Annotated in this window: 16 protein-coding genes; 7 read left to right on the top strand and 9 right to left on the bottom strand. The window is 69.5% G+C overall.

Going from position 1 to position 16,724, the window contains the following annotated elements:
- Positions 1–68: 68 nt before the first annotated feature.
- The 3 genes from QNJ12_RS10635 to QNJ12_RS10625 all read right to left on the bottom strand — a co-directional run bounded on the left by QNJ12_RS10635 (position 69) and on the right by QNJ12_RS10625 (position 3,011).
- On the bottom strand, positions 69–1,145 hold the full coding sequence (locus QNJ12_RS10635; protein ID WP_300622616.1) for a fasciclin domain-containing protein: 1,077 nt from the start codon (positions 1,143–1,145) through the stop codon (positions 69–71).
- Between the two features lie 206 nt (positions 1,146–1,351).
- Positions 1,352–1,690 carry a P-II family nitrogen regulator gene (locus QNJ12_RS10630; RefSeq protein WP_300622615.1) on the bottom strand — a complete coding sequence of 113 codons (339 nt, stop codon included), beginning with the start codon at positions 1,688–1,690 and terminating at the stop codon, positions 1,352–1,354.
- A gap of 109 nt (positions 1,691–1,799) precedes the next feature.
- Positions 1,800–3,011: an ammonium transporter gene (locus QNJ12_RS10625; protein ID WP_300622614.1), complete on the bottom strand. Its 1,212-nt coding sequence runs from the start codon at positions 3,009–3,011 to the stop codon at positions 1,800–1,802.
- Between the two features lie 97 nt (positions 3,012–3,108).
- Here QNJ12_RS10625 and QNJ12_RS10620 point away from each other — a divergent pair, with 97 nt between their 5' ends.
- Together QNJ12_RS10620 and QNJ12_RS10615 are read left to right on the top strand one after the other, a co-directional pair.
- Entirely contained in the window at positions 3,109–3,492 is a 384-nt protein-coding gene (locus QNJ12_RS10620) for a VOC family protein (protein WP_300622613.1), read from the top strand.
- Positions 3,493–3,708: 216 nt separating this feature from the next.
- Positions 3,709–5,232 (top strand): DEAD/DEAH box helicase, encoded by a 1,524-nt coding sequence (locus tag QNJ12_RS10615; RefSeq protein WP_300622612.1) that lies wholly within the window; start codon positions 3,709–3,711, stop codon positions 5,230–5,232.
- A 105-nt stretch (positions 5,233–5,337) separates the two neighbouring features.
- On the opposite strand, the gene QNJ12_RS10610 is transcribed toward QNJ12_RS10615, so the two are convergent.
- From QNJ12_RS10610 to QNJ12_RS10600, 3 genes are all read right to left on the bottom strand, one after another.
- The gene (locus QNJ12_RS10610) at positions 5,338–5,676 is read right to left on the bottom strand and encodes a P-II family nitrogen regulator (protein WP_300622611.1); all 339 of its coding nucleotides are present in this window, start codon (positions 5,674–5,676) and stop codon (positions 5,338–5,340) included.
- A gap of 51 nt (positions 5,677–5,727) precedes the next feature.
- Positions 5,728–7,092 carry an ammonium transporter gene (locus QNJ12_RS10605; protein WP_300622610.1) on the bottom strand — a complete coding sequence of 455 codons (1,365 nt, stop codon included), beginning with the start codon at positions 7,090–7,092 and terminating at the stop codon, positions 5,728–5,730.
- Positions 7,093–7,543: 451 nt separating this feature from the next.
- Complete coding sequence (locus tag QNJ12_RS10600) at positions 7,544–7,771, bottom strand: helix-turn-helix domain-containing protein (protein ID WP_300622609.1); 228 nt, start codon at positions 7,769–7,771, stop codon at positions 7,544–7,546.
- 126 nt (positions 7,772–7,897) lie between these two features.
- On the opposite strand from QNJ12_RS10600, the gene QNJ12_RS10595 reads away from it, so the two are divergent.
- Together QNJ12_RS10595 and QNJ12_RS10590 are read left to right on the top strand one after the other, a co-directional pair.
- Positions 7,898–8,995 (top strand): LLM class flavin-dependent oxidoreductase, encoded by a 1,098-nt coding sequence (locus QNJ12_RS10595; RefSeq protein WP_300622608.1) that lies wholly within the window; start codon positions 7,898–7,900, stop codon positions 8,993–8,995.
- Between the two features lie 91 nt (positions 8,996–9,086).
- A complete protein-coding gene (locus QNJ12_RS10590; RefSeq protein ID WP_300622607.1) occupies positions 9,087–9,935 on the top strand; it encodes a GNAT family N-acetyltransferase in 849 nt (282 codons plus the stop codon).
- 20 nt (positions 9,936–9,955) lie between these two features.
- On the opposite strand, the gene QNJ12_RS10585 is transcribed toward QNJ12_RS10590, so the two are convergent.
- Positions 9,956–10,609, bottom strand: a complete 654-nt coding sequence (locus QNJ12_RS10585; RefSeq protein ID WP_300622606.1) for a Crp/Fnr family transcriptional regulator — start codon at positions 10,607–10,609, stop codon at positions 9,956–9,958.
- 147 nt (positions 10,610–10,756) lie between these two features.
- On the opposite strand from QNJ12_RS10585, the gene QNJ12_RS10580 reads away from it, so the two are divergent.
- Positions 10,757–11,383 carry a hypothetical protein gene (locus tag QNJ12_RS10580; protein WP_300622605.1) on the top strand — a complete coding sequence of 209 codons (627 nt, stop codon included), beginning with the start codon at positions 10,757–10,759 and terminating at the stop codon, positions 11,381–11,383.
- Positions 11,384–11,537: 154 nt separating this feature from the next.
- Positions 11,538–12,779: an acyl-CoA dehydrogenase family protein gene (locus QNJ12_RS10575; protein ID WP_300622604.1), complete on the top strand. Its 1,242-nt coding sequence runs from the start codon at positions 11,538–11,540 to the stop codon at positions 12,777–12,779.
- A 54-nt stretch (positions 12,780–12,833) separates the two neighbouring features.
- Here the strand turns inward: QNJ12_RS10575 and QNJ12_RS10570 are convergent, their stop codons facing one another.
- Complete coding sequence (locus QNJ12_RS10570) at positions 12,834–13,448, bottom strand: helix-turn-helix domain-containing protein (RefSeq protein ID WP_300622603.1); 615 nt, start codon at positions 13,446–13,448, stop codon at positions 12,834–12,836.
- Positions 13,449–13,651: 203 nt separating this feature from the next.
- On the opposite strand from QNJ12_RS10570, the gene QNJ12_RS10565 reads away from it, so the two are divergent.
- A complete protein-coding gene (locus QNJ12_RS10565; protein ID WP_300622601.1) occupies positions 13,652–15,061 on the top strand; it encodes an MFS transporter in 1,410 nt (469 codons plus the stop codon).
- Positions 15,062–15,085: 24 nt separating this feature from the next.
- Here the strand turns inward: QNJ12_RS10565 and QNJ12_RS10560 are convergent.
- On the bottom strand, positions 15,086–16,724 hold a 1,639-nt coding region (locus QNJ12_RS10560), incomplete at its 5' end, for a phosphoenolpyruvate carboxykinase (GTP) (protein WP_300622599.1).

The raw sequence follows: 16,724 nt of genomic DNA, 5'->3' as shown, positions 1-16,724 counted from the left end.
TGATGCTCATGAGCGTGTTCGGGGCGGGTACCGGCGAGAAGGGCGCCGGTACCCGCCCCACAGGACCGTCAGGGAAGGAGGACCGTGTCGATGACGTGGATGATGCCGTTGCTGGCATCGACGTCAACGGCGCTGACGATGCTGTCGTTCACCATGACCGTGTCGCCGTCGATCGAGATGGCGACCTCTGCACCGTTGACCGTCTCGACCGACTGGCCGTCGAGGGTGACGACGTCGGCGGCCGGCACGGCGCCGGGGATCACGTGGTAGGTGAGGATCGAGGTGAGCGTGTCGGTGTCGGCGAGGAGCTCCTCGGCGGTCAGGTCGAGCGAGTCGAGCGCCGTGGCGAACGCCTCGTCGGTCGGGGCGAAGACCGTGAACGGGCCCTCGCTGGACAGCGTGTCGACCAGGCCGGCGGCCTGGACCGCTGCGACGAGGGTCTCGAACGAACCGGCCTCGACGGCGACGTCGACGATCGTGCCGGTCTCGGCCATCGCCTCTTCCTCGGCCATGTCGGACTCGGTCTGCTCGGTCGCCTCTTCCTCGGCCATGTCGTCGGCCGGCGGCAGGAGCACGGCGTCGATCGCATGGATGATGCCGTTGCTGGCGGCGACGTCGGGGATGATGACGGTCGAGTCGTCGATCATCACGTTGCCGTCGACCACGCTGATCGAGATCTCGGCACCGTTGACCGTGGCGGACGTCTGGCCGTCGAGGCTGATCGCCGTCGCGGCGTCGACCTCACCGGCGAGCACGTGGTAGGTCAGGATCGAGGTGAGGGTCTCGGTGTCGGCGAGCAGCTCCTCGGCGGTCAGGCCGAGCGCCTCGAGCGCAGCAGCGAACGCGTCGTCGGTCGGTGCGAACACCGTGAACGGGCCCTCGCCCGAGAGGGTGTCGACCAAGCCGGCGGCCTGGACCGCCGCAACGAGCGTGGTGAACGAACCGTTCGCGACGGCGACGTCGACGATGGTGCCGGGCTCGGACGCCTCGTCGGAGCTCGCCTCGTCGGTCGACTCCTCGGAGCCGGCCTCGTCGGCGGCAGCCGGGGCGTCGGCAGCGTCGTCGTTGCTGTCGTCACCGCACGCAGCGAGTGTGAGGGCGACTGCGGCGGTGAGGGCAGCGGCCCGGGTGGTGTAGGTACGCATGGCTGGGGGGAACCTCCGTAGATGAGTGGGTACTCGGTGCTACGGAGCGGATCCCCCCGGTGGATGCGCGCTCGGAGGAAATCTTCGGAAGTGACCGGTCGGAGTGACGGGTCGCGGCGCAGCCGGCGGTCGACCGGTGAGCGACGGCGCCTCGCCGGGCGACGTCAGCCGTCAGACGTCAGACGTCGGGCGTCAGACGTCAGGCGTCAGACGGCGTCGCCGCCCTCCTCGCCGGTGCGGATCCGGACGATGCGGCTGACGTCGGTGATCCAGATCTTGCCGTCGCCGATCTTGCCGGTGGCCGCGGCCTGGGCGATCGTGTCGACCACGAGGTCGGCCTGATCGTCGTCGACGACCACGTCGAGCGAGGCCTTCGGGACGAAGTCGATCTGGTACTCGGCGCCACGGTACGTCTCGGTGTGGCCGCCCTGACGACCGAAGCCGCGGACCTCGGTGACGGTCATGCCGGCGATGCCGGCCGCCTTCAGCGCGTCCTTCACCTCGTCGAGCTTGAACGGCTTGATGACCGCGGTGACCAACTTCATGAGATCGACTCCCTCTGCTGTGACGTCGTTGTCGTGTCCATCATGCCCGATACGCGGACCCGTCTTGCAGGGGACGGACTCGCGGTCGTGCGACGTCGTTGCGGGCCCATCATGCCTGATACGCGGACTCGGCGTGCTGGCTCTGGTCGAGCCCCTCGAGCTCGGCGTCGTGGTCGACGCGCATCCCGACGGTCCTGTCGATGGCGACGGCGATCACGTAGGTGACCACGCCGGAGAACACGATCACGGAGACGGCGCCGATGAACTGGTCGACGAGCAGGTCGATGCCGCCGCCGTAGAAGAGGCCGTCGCGGCCGTTGACCTCGCTGTCACCGAAGACGCCGACGAGCAGCGTGCCGATGAGGCCACCCACCAGGTGGACGGCGATCACGTCGAGGCTGTCGTCGAGGCGGAGGACTTCCTTGACCTGCAGCGCCAGGTAGCAGCCGGCACCTGCGATCAGTCCGATCAGCACCGGCGAGTAGTCGCCGACGAAGCCGGCGCACGGGGTGATCGCGACGAGGCCCGCGACGGCACCCGAGCACGCACCGAGCACGGTCGCGTGACCGGCCTTCATCTTCTCGACGACGAGCCAGCCGAGCATGCCCGCGGCGGCGGCGAGGTGCGTGTTGACGAGTGCCTGGGCGGCGGTGCCGTCGGCGGCGAGCGCGGAGCCGGCGTTGAAGCCGAACCAGCCGAACCACAAGATGCCGGTGCCGAGCACGGTGAACGGCAGGTTGTGGGGTGGCATCGGCTCGGTGCCGTGGCTGCGACGAGCGCCCACGACGGCGACCAGGACGAGGGCGGCGATGCCGGCGTTGATGTGGATGGCGGCGCCGCCGGCGAAGTCCTGCACCTCACCGTTGAGGAACCACTTGCCCTCGAACAGCCAGCCGCCCGCACCCCACACCCAGTGCGCGACGGGGGAGTAGACGATGATCGACCAGACCGCGATGAACAGCGCGTAGCTCCCGAACTTGAGGCGGTCGGCGGTGGCACCCGTGATGAGTGCGGGCGTGATCACGGCGAACATCATCTGGAACGCGAAGAACGCCATGAAGTCCGGTCCGGCTTCGGCGATGTCGTAGCCGAAGGCGTAGTCGAAGTTGCCGATCAGGCTGCTCTCGCCGCCGAACGCCAGCGAGAATCCGATCGTCACCCAGAGCACGCTGATCAGGCCCATCGCGAAGACGTTCTGTATCAGCATGCCGAGCACGTTCTTCGAGCGGACCATGCCCGCGTAGAAGAACGCGAGACCCGGTGTCATGAAGGCCACGAGAGCGGCGGCGGTCAGTACCCAAGCGATGTTTCCGGAGTCCATACGGGCCGGGAACCTAGGTTCGGTTTGTTTCCGCAGTGTGAACGGACGGTGTGAACCGTGTGATTCGGTGTGACACCCGCCACGTACGTTGGAGCCCATGGCAACACTTGATGCGTTCGGGATCGTGGTCGACGACATGGCGGCCGCGCTTGCCTTCTACCGGCTGCTCGGCCTCGACATCCCGGCCGGTGCCGACGCCGAGGGGCACGTCGAGGTCGCGCTCGGCGACGGCGTGCGGCTGATGTTCGATTCGGTCGCGGTCATCGAGTCGTTCAGCGAGTGGGAGCCGCCGTCGGGCGGCCGTCGGATCGGTCTCGCGTTCCGTTGCGAGTCGCCGGCCGACGTCGATGCCACCCACGAGCGGGTCGTCGCCGCCGGCTACACCAGCAAGCTCGAGCCGTTCGACGCGTTCTGGGGTCAGCGCTATGCCACCCTGTTCGATCCCGACGGCAACCCCGTCGACCTCTACGCCACGCTCTGAGCCGGCGCCGGAGCTCGTACCGAGCCGACCGGGCCGCGTGGCGCAGAGGATTCGCGCGGTTGTCCGGTTACGGTGCGGTCCGCCCGGGTGACGACCACCCGGTGGGTTCGCAGACGGGCGTTGGTTCGCACCTCCTCGCGGAGCGTCATCGTGAGCCACCCAGACCCCCGAAACCCCTCATCTGCTCGCGCTCGTCGCGGGCCGGAAAGCGACGCCATGACCACCCCCGTCACCTTCGCCCAGCTGGGCGTCCCCCAATTCATCTGCGACGCGCTGGCGCGTCGCGGCATCACCGAGCCGTTCGCCATCCAGGCCGCCACCATCGCCGACGGGCTCGCCGGCCGCGACGTGTGCGGCCGCGCCCCGACCGGCTCGGGCAAGACGCTCGCGTTCGGCGTCCCGCTGGTCGCCAACACCACCCGATCCGAACCTCGGCGTCCGACGTCGCTCGTCCTGGCACCGACCCGCGAGCTCGCCGAGCAGATCACGAGCGAGCTCCGCTCGTTCTCGGGCCGTGTCCGCGTCGACGCCGTCTACGGCGGCGTCGGGTACGGGGCGCAGCTGAAGGCACTGCGGCGTGGTGTCGACATCCTGGTGGCGTGCCCCGGCCGCCTCGAGGACCTCCTCCAGCGAGGCGACGTCGACCTCGCGGACGTCGTGCAGGTCGTGCTCGACGAGGCCGACCGGATGGCGGACATGGGGTTCTTGCCCGCCGTGCGGCGCCTGCTCGACCGGACCGCCCCCGAGCGGCAGACCGTGCTCTTCTCGGCCACGCTCGACGGCGACGTCGCCAAGCTGACGCGCGAGTACCAGCGTGATCCGGTCCGGCACGAGGTCGGCGAGGGCACGCCCGACGTCCGGTCCGCCGATCACCGGTTCTGGAAGGTCGAGCGCCTCGAACGCAATCCCGTCGTGGCCGAGGTGGTCAAGGCTGCCTGGCCCTCGATCATCTTCTGCCGCACCCGGCACGGCGCCGACCGTCTGGCGAAGCAACTCGGCAAGCTCGACCTCGCGGCGGCGCCGATCCACGGTGGACGCAGCCAGAGCCAGCGCAACCGAGCCCTCGACGACTTCGGCAAGGGCCGGGTCCATGCGCTCGTGGCGACCGACGTCGCGGCCCGGGGCATCCACGTCGACGGGGTCGCCTCGGTCATCCACTACGACCCACCCGAGGACCACAAGGCCTACGTACATCGCTCGGGACGGACTGCCCGCGCCGGCGCCGACGGTCTGGTCGTGTCGCTGGTGCAGCCCGGTCAGGCGAAGGAGCTCCGCAAGATGCAGCGCCTGATCGGCCTCGACGTGCCGTTCACCGACCCCGACACCACGATCATGCCCGAAGGCGCGCTGGCGGGTGACCGTGAGCTGGCGCCGCCCGTCGTTCGCCGCGACGAGCCGACCCGTCCGAAGCGCAGCGGCCGTCGCCGCATCGAGGGGCAGCGCACGGGGCAGGGCTCGAGCGGCGCCGCAGCGCACCGCAACCGTTCGTCCGATGGCGGGCGGGCCGGTTCCGGGACACCCTCGAGCGGAGGCGACCGCGACGGCGGACGAGGTCGCGACGATCGAACTCGTCGCTCGGGTCGTGGCCGTTCTCCGCAGCAGGGCGGCCCGGACCGCCGCGTCTCGAAGGGTGGTGGCTCCAACACGCGCGGCCCGAACGCCGAGCGTGGCGGCCGGCCTCAGGCCGGCAACCGCAAGGCCCGCCGTGCGCATCTCCAGCCCGGCGCTCGGCCACGCTGACCGCCCCGAGACGAAACAATCCCGGGCCACATCGCTGTGACCCGGGACTGCCCCTACCCCGCAAGAGCGAGGTGATGCCCGTGAGGGCGTGGCGTCAGCGTGCGGTTACACCGCGTCTGCGCCCTCCTCGCCGGTGCGGATGCGGACGAGCCGGCTGACGTCGCTCACCCAGACCTTGCCGTCACCGATCTTGCCGGTGGCGGCCGCGGAGGTGATCGCGTCGACGGCTGCGTCGACCTGGGCGTCGTCGACCACGAGGTCGATCGCCACCTTCGGCACGAAGTCGATCTTGTACTCCGCGCCGCGGTAGGTCTCGGTGTGGCCGCCCTGGCGGCCGAAGCCGCGGACCTCGGTGACGGTCATGCCGGCGACGCCGGCGGCCTTGAGTGCGTCCTTCACGTCGTCGAGCTTGAACGGCTTGACGACGGCGGTGATGAGTTTCATGTCTGTTTCCTCTCGAATGCTGTCGCGTCGTGTCGTTGCAGTTGCCGTTGCTCAGCCGACGTTGACCAGGTCGCCTGAGTAGCCGGAGAGGCCGTGCTCGAGCACGTCGAGGCCCTCGCTCTCCTCTTCGGCGCTGACGCGGAGGCCGATCGTCGACTTGATCGCGTAGAACAGGATCCCGGTCGTGATCGCCACCCAGGCGGCGATGATCACGAGCATGACGACCTGGACCACCAGCTGGTCGATGCCGCCGCCGTACAGCAGTCCCGCATCCTCGCGACCGAGGAAGGCATCGTCGTACTTCGCGAAGAAGCCGATCGACAGCACGCCCCAGGCGCCGACGACCCCGTGCACCGAGATCGCACCGACCGGGTCGTCGATCTTCATGCGGTCGAAGAAGAACACCGAGAAGACCACGAGGACACCGCCGATGCCGCCGATGATGAACGCCGGGAACGGGTCGACGGCGCCGCACGGTGCGGTGATCGCCACCAGCCCGGCCAGGACGCCGTTGCCGATCATCGCCACGTCGGGCTTGCCGGCCACCAGCCAGATCGTCACGGTGCAGAAGAGGCCGCCTGCGACGGCGGCGAGCATCGTGTTCACGGCAACCGTCATGACGAACTCGTCGGCCAGCAGCTCGGAACCGGGGTTGAAGCCGAACCAGCCGAGCCAGAGGATGAACACGCCGATGATCGCGAACGGGATGTTGTGGCCGGGGATCGCCCGTGGCTTGCCGTTCGAGTCGTACTTGCCGAGGCGTGGCCCGAGGAACCAGGCGCCCATCAGTGCTGCGATGCCGCCGGTCATGTGGACGATGCCCGAGCCGGCGAAGTCGGAGTAGACCGCGTCACCGATCTCGATGTCCGCGATGAGCCCGCCGCCCCACGTCCAGTGCACGACGACCGGGTAGATGAACGCGCACATGACCGCGGCGAAGATCAGGTAGGCGGGGAACTTCGTCCGCTCGGCCATCGCCCCTGAGGCGATCGTGACGGCGGTCGCTGCGAACACGGCCTGGAAGAAGAACGTCGTGGCGACGCTCAGCCCTCCCTCCGGGATCGCAGCCATGTCCTCGCCCGCCAGGAAGAAGGCGTCGGTGCCGGCGAACCAGCCGTCGCCGCCGAACGCGAGGGCGTAGCCGGTGGCGAAGAACGCGGTGACGCCGATGATCGCGTCGGCCATGTTCTTGGCGAAGATGTTGACGACGTTCTTGGCGCGGGTCAGCCCGGCCTCGACGAGTGCGAAGCCCGCCTGCATGAAGAACACCAGGCAGCCGGCGATGAACACCCAGAGGTTGTTCAAGTAGTCCTGCGTGGTGGGGCCGTCCTGGGCGAAGCCGATCGACGGGGTCACTGCGATGATCGCGGCGACGCCGCCCAGGCCGGAGATGATTCGAAGCGCACGTTTGCGCACGACGTCCTCCTCGGTGGTGGTGGTAGGGGATGTGGGTAGGGGTGACCTGGCGGCCTCGTTGCCGGCCGGGCTGCGGGCGACCGTAGAACGGCGTCATTTCGTGGCTGTCTTGCCGATGTTTCGTCTGTGTGACCAGTTGGTGCGGCTGCCGGGCCGCCCGTGACTGCCGCGGACCGGTCGGTCGATCGCGTCGACGCGATGGCACCAGATCAGGGGTGACGGTGCGGACCGGCCGGTCGATCGCAGTGACCCGATGGCGTCAGGTCACCCCGTGATGCCGGGAGACCGGCTGCGTCGGATGGCTGAGGTGGGTGAGCGCCGAGGCGGTGCGGCGGAGCCCGTTCCGGCCGCGTCGGATGGCTAGGGCGGGTGAGCGCCGAAGCGGTGCGGAGGCGGCGAGCTCGGGAGTCGCCGCCGGTCCGGCTTCGCCGGCCGGCGGAGCCCGTTCGGTTCAGTTCAGCATCCAGCCGCGGCGGCGCACGGTGCGCACGCTGTCGGCGCCAAGGCGCCGGCGGATGCCGACGATCAGCGAGTCACAGCGCCTCGGGCTGAGGTCGGCGATGCCGGCGCGTCGGGCGAGCTCGGCTCGCCCGACGACGCGGCCCCGGTGCTCCGCCAGCACGTGGTACACGGCCCGCTCCTGCGGCGTCAGATGCTCGAGGGGGTGAGGATCTCGCACCGCAAGGGGGGTCGGTGCGGGGTTCGCAGGAGCGGACCGTGCCATGCCGCAATCCAAGCCGGTCGATGTGACGAGCAGGTTCGTCCGCTGTGAACGCCGTGTGAAGCGTCTCGTACGATCGGCGCCATGCATGTCGGCCTCTCGGTCATCTTCCAGAACCCTGACCGTGCGCGCCCCGATCACGAGGTCTACGCCGACGACCTCCGCCTCGCGAGACTCGCCGAGCCACTCGGCTTCGACTCGATCTGGAGCGTCGAGCACCACTTCACCGACTACACGATGTGCCCCGACGTGATGCAGTTCTTGACGTACATGGCGGGCTGCACCGAGCGGATCCAGCTCGGCTCGATGGTGTGCGTGTTGCCCTGGCACGACCCCGTGCGAGTCGCCGAACAGGTGTCGATGCTCGACGCGCTGTCGGGCGGTCGTGTGATCTTCGGCATCGGTCGCGGCACGGGGCGGGTCGAGTTCGACGGGTTCCGCGTCGAGATGCCCGAGGCGAGGAGCCGGTTCGCGGAAGCCGCCGAGATGATCCTGACCGGGCTCGAACAGGGCCACGTCGAGTACGACGGTGACTACGTCCGCCAGCCGCGGGTCGACCTACGTCCGGCACCGCACCGCACGTTCCGCGGTCGCACGTACGCGGCGGCGATCTCGCCGGAGTCGGCGGCGATCATGGCGAAGATGGGTGTCGGGCTGCTGATCATCCCGCAGAAGCCGTGGAAGGTGCATCGCCAAGAGCTGGCCGAGTACCGCTCGGTCTACCGCGACGCGAACGGTGCCGAGCCTCCGCCGCCCTACTGCGCCGGATGGACGTTCGTCGACGAGTCGGCCGATCGGGCCGAGGAGCTGGCCCGCCGCTACATCGGGGGCTACTGGGACTCGGTCGTCAAGCACTACGAGTTCGACCGGGACCATCTCTCGAAGACGCCCGGCTACGAATTCCACGGTCAGATGTACGACCGCCTGACCGAACCGGGCGGTCGCGAGCGGATGACCGAGTTCTTCCTCGGCATCCAGGTCTGGGGCACGCCCGAGCAGGTCTACGACAAGGTCGTCACCATCCAGGACAACACGTACTGCGACGCATACATGGCGGTCTGCTCGTACGCGGGCATGCCGGCCGCCGAGGCCGAACGCAACCTGCGCCTCTTCGCCGGCAGCGTGATGCCCGAGCTCAAGCAGCTCGCTCCGGCGTACGAGCGCCTCGGCCTTCCGGTCTGAAGAAGCTGCGCACCCACCGCACGTGAATCCGGCTGAGCACGTACTGGGTCGTGCCCTGGACGAATCGGCCGCCTGGCGCGACGATCGACCCATGAGGATGCGCCGTCGTTCTGGCGCGCCCGACGTCGAGATCATCGATCTGCCGGACCGCCACCAGCACGCCTACTTCGTCTGCCTCGAGGAGTGGTCGCCCGAGATGGAGGAGGGCCTCGAGCTCAAACGCCGATGGTTCGAGCTGCACCGAGAGCGCGGGTTGCGGGTCAAGGTCGCGGTGACCGGTGACGACCGGCCGGTCGGGATGATCCAGTACCTCCCGATCGAGCACTCGCCGGCCGAGGGCGAGGACCTGTCGATGATCCTGTGCATCTGGGTGCACGGTCATCGGAAGGGCGCCGGCAACGTCCAGGGTGGCGGCATCGGTGCCCGGTTGCTCGAGGCCGCCGAGGCGGACGCACGCGATCACGGCGCCCTCGGGATGGTCGCCTGGGGCCTGCACGCGCCGGTCTGGATGAAGGCGGCCTGGTTCAAGCAGCACGGCTACGTCACCGCCGATCGGCGCGGCGCACGGGAGCTGGTCTGGAAGCGGTTCAGCGACGAGGCGACGGCGCCGCGATGGCTGGTGCCGCAGGATCCGCCCGAACGCGACCCCGACACCGTGGACGTGACCGCGTTCTTGAGCGGCTGGTGCCCGGCCGCGAACATGGTGCACGATCGCGCCCGCCGGGCTGCCGCCGAGCTCGGGGACGAGATCCGGTTCCGTTCGTTCGACACGACGGATCGTGCGACGGCGGTGCGCTTCGGCCGCACCGACGAGGTGCTCGTCGACGGTCGACCGCTGCAGCGGGCGGCGCCGCCGTCCTACGCGAAGGTGCGCCGCCGCCTCGACCGCCGTCGCCGGCGACTCCAACGTCGAGGTCGCCGCGCCGGCGCGGCGCCCTGACGTCGTGCGCTCGGCCGCCGTCAGGCCGACTCGATCCGGCTGACCAGGGCCGCCACGTCGCGGACGACGATCCGCCCGCGGCCGGTGTCGATCACCCCGTCGCGCCGGAGCTCGCCGAGCGCACGCGCGGTCGACTCGCGGGTCGCTCCGGTCCATTCGGCGATGTCCGCCTGGGTGATCGGCAGCTCGATGTGCGCTGCCTGCCGGTCGTGGCGCAGCTTGAGCGACGACAGCTCGATCAGGAGTTGTCCAGTGCGCACAAGCGCGCTGTCGCCGTTGCGGGCTCGGAGCCGGGCGTTCGCCCGGCGGAGCTGCGCGGCGAGGCTTCGCAGCATCGCGACTGCCAGGTCCGGCTCGTGCTGGAGGTCGTCGAGGAACCGCTCGCCCGGCAGGTGCGCCACGACGCTCCGCTCGATCGCGATCGCGCTGGCCGACCGGGGCCGCTCGTCGATCGCCGACAGCTCGCCGAACTCCTCGCCGGCCTCCTTCATCCCGATGATCAGCTCGCGCCCCGACGGCAGCGTCACGAACACGCGGATCCTGCCCTCCACGCAGGCGTACACGCTGTGGGAGCGGTCGCCTTCGAAGAAGAGCGGCTGCCCTGCGGCGAACTCGACATGGCGGCCGCGGGCCGCGATGAAGCCGCCGACGGTGAGCGTGGACGTCGTGACCATGGCCCCCTCCTGGCCAACCCCTCGTGCCGAGCCGCACGCGCCTCGAGGCGTTGTGTGACCTACGTCATAGACCACATCGGGTGAGACGTGCAAGGTCGTTATCGCCCCTCGGTCCAACCGGCCTCCGGCATCGAAGGAGATTCACCCATGTACCTGTTCAATCGGGCTCGCCGAGCCCATCCCTCCAAGCTGCTCGAAGCGATGGGAAGTGCGGTCGAGATCGCGGGCAAGGTCAACCAGATCACGGGCCTCGAGATCAGCGTCTGGAGTGTGCGGTTCGGACGCCCGGCCGGCACGATCATGTGGAGCGCTCGGCTCGACTCCCAGGCGCAGCTGTTCGAGGCCAACGAGAAGATGATGGCCGACGCCACCTACATGGACATGGTGATGTCGATGAACGAGCTCTACGAGGGCACCGCCGAGGACCGGATGGCGTCGGTGATCTCGGGTGCGCCGGCCGAGGCGCCGTCGAAGTACGTCGTGACGATGGAGGCGACGATGGCCAACGGCAAGTACGCCGAGGCGATCGAGTTCGGTGTCGCGATGCAGGAGTTCGGTCACAGCGAGCTCGATGCCCCGAACATGTTCGCCGCCGCCACGTACGGCGGGTTCGCCGATGTCGTCTGGCTGACCGGGTTCGACACGCCCGAGCAGCTCGACGCCGGCCACGAGTGGCAGATGACGAACCCCGAGTTCCACGAGCGCGTGAAGGGTGCGGCCGGCCTCTTCGTCGAGGGGTCGGGGGCGCAGGGGCTCATCGAACGGATCAACTGACTGGTCGGGCTTCGCCGACCGGCGAAGCCGGTCCGGCACCGAGGCGGGCGCGCCGGCGGGGCGCGCTCGCCTCATCGCCGTCGGCGAGGTGGTGCCCCGTTGCGCCCGCCCCCGACTTGACCCGCGGGTCAAGTCTTCGTCCACAATGGTGGGCATGGACCTGACGTACCCCCCCGAGGCCGAGGAGTTCCGCGTCGAGATCCGGGCCTGGCTCGAGGAGAACCTGCCCGCCGGCTGGTTCGACGACGGCTTCGAGATGTCTGACGACGAGCGCAAGCAGTTCAACGCCGACTGGCCGCAGAAGCTGTTCGAGGGCGGCTGGATCTGCGCGACGTGGCCCACCGAGTACGGCGGCAAGGGTCTGACGACGATGCAGGGCGTCGCGTTGGCCGAGGAGTTCGCACGGGCGAAGGCGCCGATGCGCGGCGACTTCTTCGGCGACACCCTCGTGGGCCCGACGCTGCTGCAGTGGGGCACCGAGGAGCAGAAGCAGGAATTCCTCCCCGGGATCCTCAAGGGCCAGACGAGCTGGTGTCAGGGCTTCTCCGAGCCGAACTCGGGCTCCGACCTGGCCAGCCTCACGACCACCGCCGTGCTCGACGGCGACGAGTGGGTGATCAACGGACAGAAGGTCTGGACCACCCAGGGCCACCACGCCGACTTCTGCTTCCTGCTCACGCGGACCGACCCCGATGCGAAGAAGCACGCCGGCATCTCGTACCTGCTCGTCCCGATGAAGCAGGACGGTGTCGAGGTGCGCGGCATCACCCAACCCGACGGCACCGCCGAGTTCTGCGAGGTGTTCTTCGACAACGCCCGGTGCCCGAAGGACAACGTGGTCGGCGGCGTCAACAACGGCTGGAAGGTGGCCAACTCGACGCTGGCGTTCGAGCGCGGCCAGTCGGCGACCACCGGCTACCGCCGCTTCGAGGAGGAGTTCCGGCTGATGCGCGCCGCCGCCGAGGCGAACGGGGCGATCGACGACCCCGTGATCCGCCAGCGGCTGACGGCGTATTACACGAAGATCCAGATCCTCCGCATCAACGGTCTGCGCAACCTCACCTCGGCGGTCACGGGCAAGAAGGACATGGGCACTGCGGCGCTCGGGGCGACCAACAAGATGTTCTGGTCCGAGATGCACAAGGCGGCGATGGAGCTGGCGCTCGACGTCTGGGGCGCCGAGTCGATGCTGATCGACACCGGCCCCGAGTCGGGCTCGTGGCCGGGCGCCGGGCGCGACACGCGCCGCGCCGGCTACCCGGTCAGCTCGATGATGTCGGCGTTCTTCTTCTCGCGATCCGAGACGATCTGGGGCGGTACCAGCCAGATCCAGCGCAACATCGTCGGCGAGCGAGTCCTCGGCCTCCCCAAGGAGCCCAAGCCGCCGTCGCAGTGAGCGCGTGCGTCGCGGGTTCCCATCGTCGGCGCGGGGCGGCCGCCGCCGGCTCGGTCAGAACGTCTCGGGGTAGGCCGCGACGAACAGTGTCATGCGGGTCGCGTCCGGCGCGTCCTCGTCGGTGTCCGACCCGAACTCGCGCACGATGTCGGTCAGGCGCCGCAGGAGCTCGGCGCGGCGTGCTGGTGACACGCTGATCTCGCCGAGCGACAGGCACGAGTGCTCCTCGGGCGCGGTGACGTTCCGGTAGCCGCCACCCTCGATCTCGCGCTGCAGTCCGAGCTTGGCGACGTCGAACAACGAGCCCATCGCGATCGCCATCTCCCGGTCGTCCATGGTGTGGAACAGCTCCGGTGCGATCCGGTACGACCGTGCCACCACCTGGTAGCGCCGTTCGGTGACGGCGGCGACCCGACGGGTGGCCACGACGCGGATCAGGCCCCGCTCCTCGAGCCGGTTGACGTGATGGTAGAGCCGGGTCACGGGCACGTCGAGCAGGTCGGCCAGCTCGGCGACGGTGCGCGGCTGATGCAGCCGACGCACGATGGACCCGCGCACGGGGTGCGTGACGTCGGCGATGAGCTCCAGATCGTGCATCTCGAACTCGTCGAGGGGTTCAGCGGCCCCGGGCGTCGGCGTCCAACCCGCGTCGTCGATTTCCGGCGGCATCGGGCCAGTCTATGTTCATCGTCGTTGAACAATCATTCAAACCACTTGAATCATCTCGTTCAATCTGTTTGAATGAGGACCATGAGCCGACACCACAGCCCTGATCTCGCCCGTTACCTCGCCCTCGAGCAGCATCCACACGTGCGACGCCGCGCCGGCACCGATCGGTCCCGCTGGCATCGGCGTGACGTCCGCCTCAGCCGGTGACGCCGGTCGCGCGGGACCGTCCACGGCTCGGTGGCCGATTCATCACCATCTGGATCGGCCAGACCGCATCGGGGATCGGCAGCGTCGTCGCGGCGATCGGTGTTGCGGTCCACGTCTTCGTGGAGACCGGGAATGCTGCGTGGCTCGGGCTCCTGAGCGCCCTCACCGCGGCTCCGTTCGCGTTGACCGGGCCGTTGATGGGACTCGTCGACCGGATCCCGCGCCGCACGACCATGATCGTCGGCGACGCCATCGCAGCGTCGGGGTCGGTCGTCGCGCTCGCGTTGGCGATCGCCGGCTCGCTCGAGGTGTGGCACCTCGCGGTCGCCGGCTTCGTCGGTGGCCTCGGCTCGTCGTTCCAGTTCCCCGCCAGCCAGGCGGCGATTCCGTCACTGGTCGCACCCGAGGCGCTGGGCCGTGCGAACGGCCTCGTTCAGCTCGGACCGGCGGCCGGCATCGTGCTCGGTCCCGTCGTCGCGACGCCCTTGATCGCGTGGTGGGGCGTCGAGGCCGTGCTCATCGTCGACGTGATCACGTTCGCGATCGCGATCGGTACCGTGATCGCCGTGCGGTTCGTCGATGTCGACGACGGCACCGCCAGCGATGACACCGGGCGCTGGGGCGCGGTGTGGACGTACCTCCGAGGTGATGGCCGGCCGATCGCGACGTTGCTCCTGGTGATGGCAGTCGTGAACTTCTGCCTCGCCTTCTTCAACATCGCCCTGCTCACGATCGCCACCGAGGTCGGCGGTGTGGCTCGGGCCGGCGTTCCGCTCGGGGCGGCCGGGCTGGCGATGATCGCGACGTCGGCGGTGCTGGGGAGCAGGGGAGTCCCGGCGCGCCCCATCCGCGCGTTCGCGATCGCCCTCGGCGGGCTGGCCGCAGGCTGCCTCGTGGCCGCGTCGCGACCATCGTTCGCCCTCGTGGTGGTCGGCGCGGTCGTCGCCGTCGTCGCCGTGCCGGTCGTCCAGGCCGGCGTGGCGACGCTGTTCCACGAGCACACCCCGTCCAGGATGCATGGCCGCGTCTTCGGGTTGCGCTCCGCCATCGGCCGGGCGCTCGAGCCGGTCGGGTCGGTCCTCGCCGGTGTCGTGATCGCTCGCGCCGCGACCCCCTCGATGCGGGACGGCGGCGCGCTGGAGCCGGTCCTCGGCCCGGTGCTCGGTACCGGTGCCGGCCGCGGAGCCGCCGTCGTCCTGGTGGCGACGGCACTCGCGATCGCGACGCTCGCCGCGTGGCTCGTCGCGTCGTCGCTGCGCGAGGCCTTCGACGCGCCTGGTGTCGACGGTGATGCCGACGGTGGTACCGACCGCGACGTCGGCCCGCGCAGGCAGGCGCCGGCCGCCGCGCCGGACCACGCGGGCGCCGTCCCGCAGGCATCGTGGGAAGCAGCGGCCTCCCGGTAGCGGGAGCCGATCGAGTCGCGCCGGTCAGGTCGGGTCGGGGTTCATCTCCCAGTGCTCGGGTGACCGCCACAACGCACCGGCCGTGAGCGCACGTGTCCAGCGCATCTCGTTCGGCAACCGGGTGTGGAGCCGCATGAAGAGCTCCTCGACCTCGAGCAGCTCGGCGTTCCAGTCCGACCGATCGATCGACATGCACTCGAGGAACTGCGCCTCCGAGAAGTTCTCGAGGCCCTTCCAGTTCAGATCCTGGTAGCGGGGCATCCAGCCGAGCGGACTCTCGACCCCGACCGCGCGGCCACGCGAGCGCTCGACGATCCACTGCAGGACGCGCATGTTCTCGCCGAAGCCCGGCCACACGAAGTCACCGTTCTCGTCGCGGCGGAACCAGTTCACCTCGAAGATCCGCGGCGGGTTCTGGATGCTGCGGCCGAACGAGAGCCAGTGGTTGACGTAGCTGCCCATGTGGTAGCCGGCGAACGGCAGCATCGCGAACGGGTCGCGTCGCACGACGCCCTGCTGGCCGAACGCAGCCGCCGTCGTCTCGGAACCCATCGTGGCCGCCATGTACACGCCGTACGCCCAGTTGAAGCTCTGCACGACGAGCGGGATGGTGCCCGACCGGCGGCCGCCGAAGACGAAGGCGTTGATCGGCACGCCCCGCGGGTCGTCCCAGTCGGGGTCGATGACCGGGTTCTGGTCGGCCGGCGCCGTGAACCGGGCGTTCGGGTGCGACGCCTTCGCCTCGGAATCGGGCGTCCAGTCGTCGCCGTGCCAGTCGATCGCGTGCGCGGGCGGGTCGCCGTCCATGCCCTCCCACCAGACGTCGCCGTCGTCGGTCAGCGCGACGTTCGTGAAGATCGAGTTCGCCTTGATCGACTCCATCGCCGACGGGTTGGTGGCGTACGACGTGCCGGGAGCCACGCCGAAGTACCCCGCCTCGGGGTTGATCGCGTAGAGCTTCCCGTCGGGGCCCGGCTTGATCCAGGCGATGTCGTCGCCGACCGTCGTGACCTTCCAGCCCTCGTCGGAGAACGCCTGCGGTGGCACGAGCATCGCGAAGTTGGTCTTGCCGCAGGCGCTGGGGAACGCCGCCGCGACGAACGTCTTCTCGCCCTCGGGGTTGGTGACGCCCATGATCAGCATGTGCTCGGCGAGCCAGCCCTCGTCACGCGCCATCGTCGACGCGATGCGGAGCGCGAGGCACTTCTTGCCGAGCAGTGCGTTGCCGCCGTAGCCCGACCCGTACGACCAGATCTCGCGGGTCTCCGGGTAGTGGACGATGTACTTGACGTCGGGGTTGCACGGCCAGGCGACGTCGTCGTCGCCCTCGGCGAGTGGTGCGCCGACGGTGTGGACGCAGGGGACGTACTCGCCGTCGGTGCCGAGCACCTCGATGGCGCCCCGCCCCATGCGGGTCATGATCTTCATGTTGACGGCGACGTACGCCGAGTCGGTGATCTCGACGCCGAGCTGGGCGATGTCGGAGCCGAGTGGCCCCATGCTGAACGGGATGACGTACATCGTGCGGCCCGCCATGCACCCGTCGAACAGCGGCTGGAGGGTCGCACGCATCTCCCGCGGGTCCATCCAGTTGTTCGTCGGGCCGGCGTCGTCCTCCGAGCGCGAGCAGATGTAGGTGCGGTCCTCGACGCGAGCGACGTCG

Source organism: Ilumatobacter sp., assembly GCF_030065885.1.
In the GTDB taxonomy this organism is placed as follows: domain Bacteria; phylum Actinomycetota; class Acidimicrobiia; order Acidimicrobiales; family Ilumatobacteraceae; genus Ilumatobacter.
Note: the sequence above shows the minus strand (reverse complement) of the source record. Positions and strands in the feature narration are given on the sequence as shown.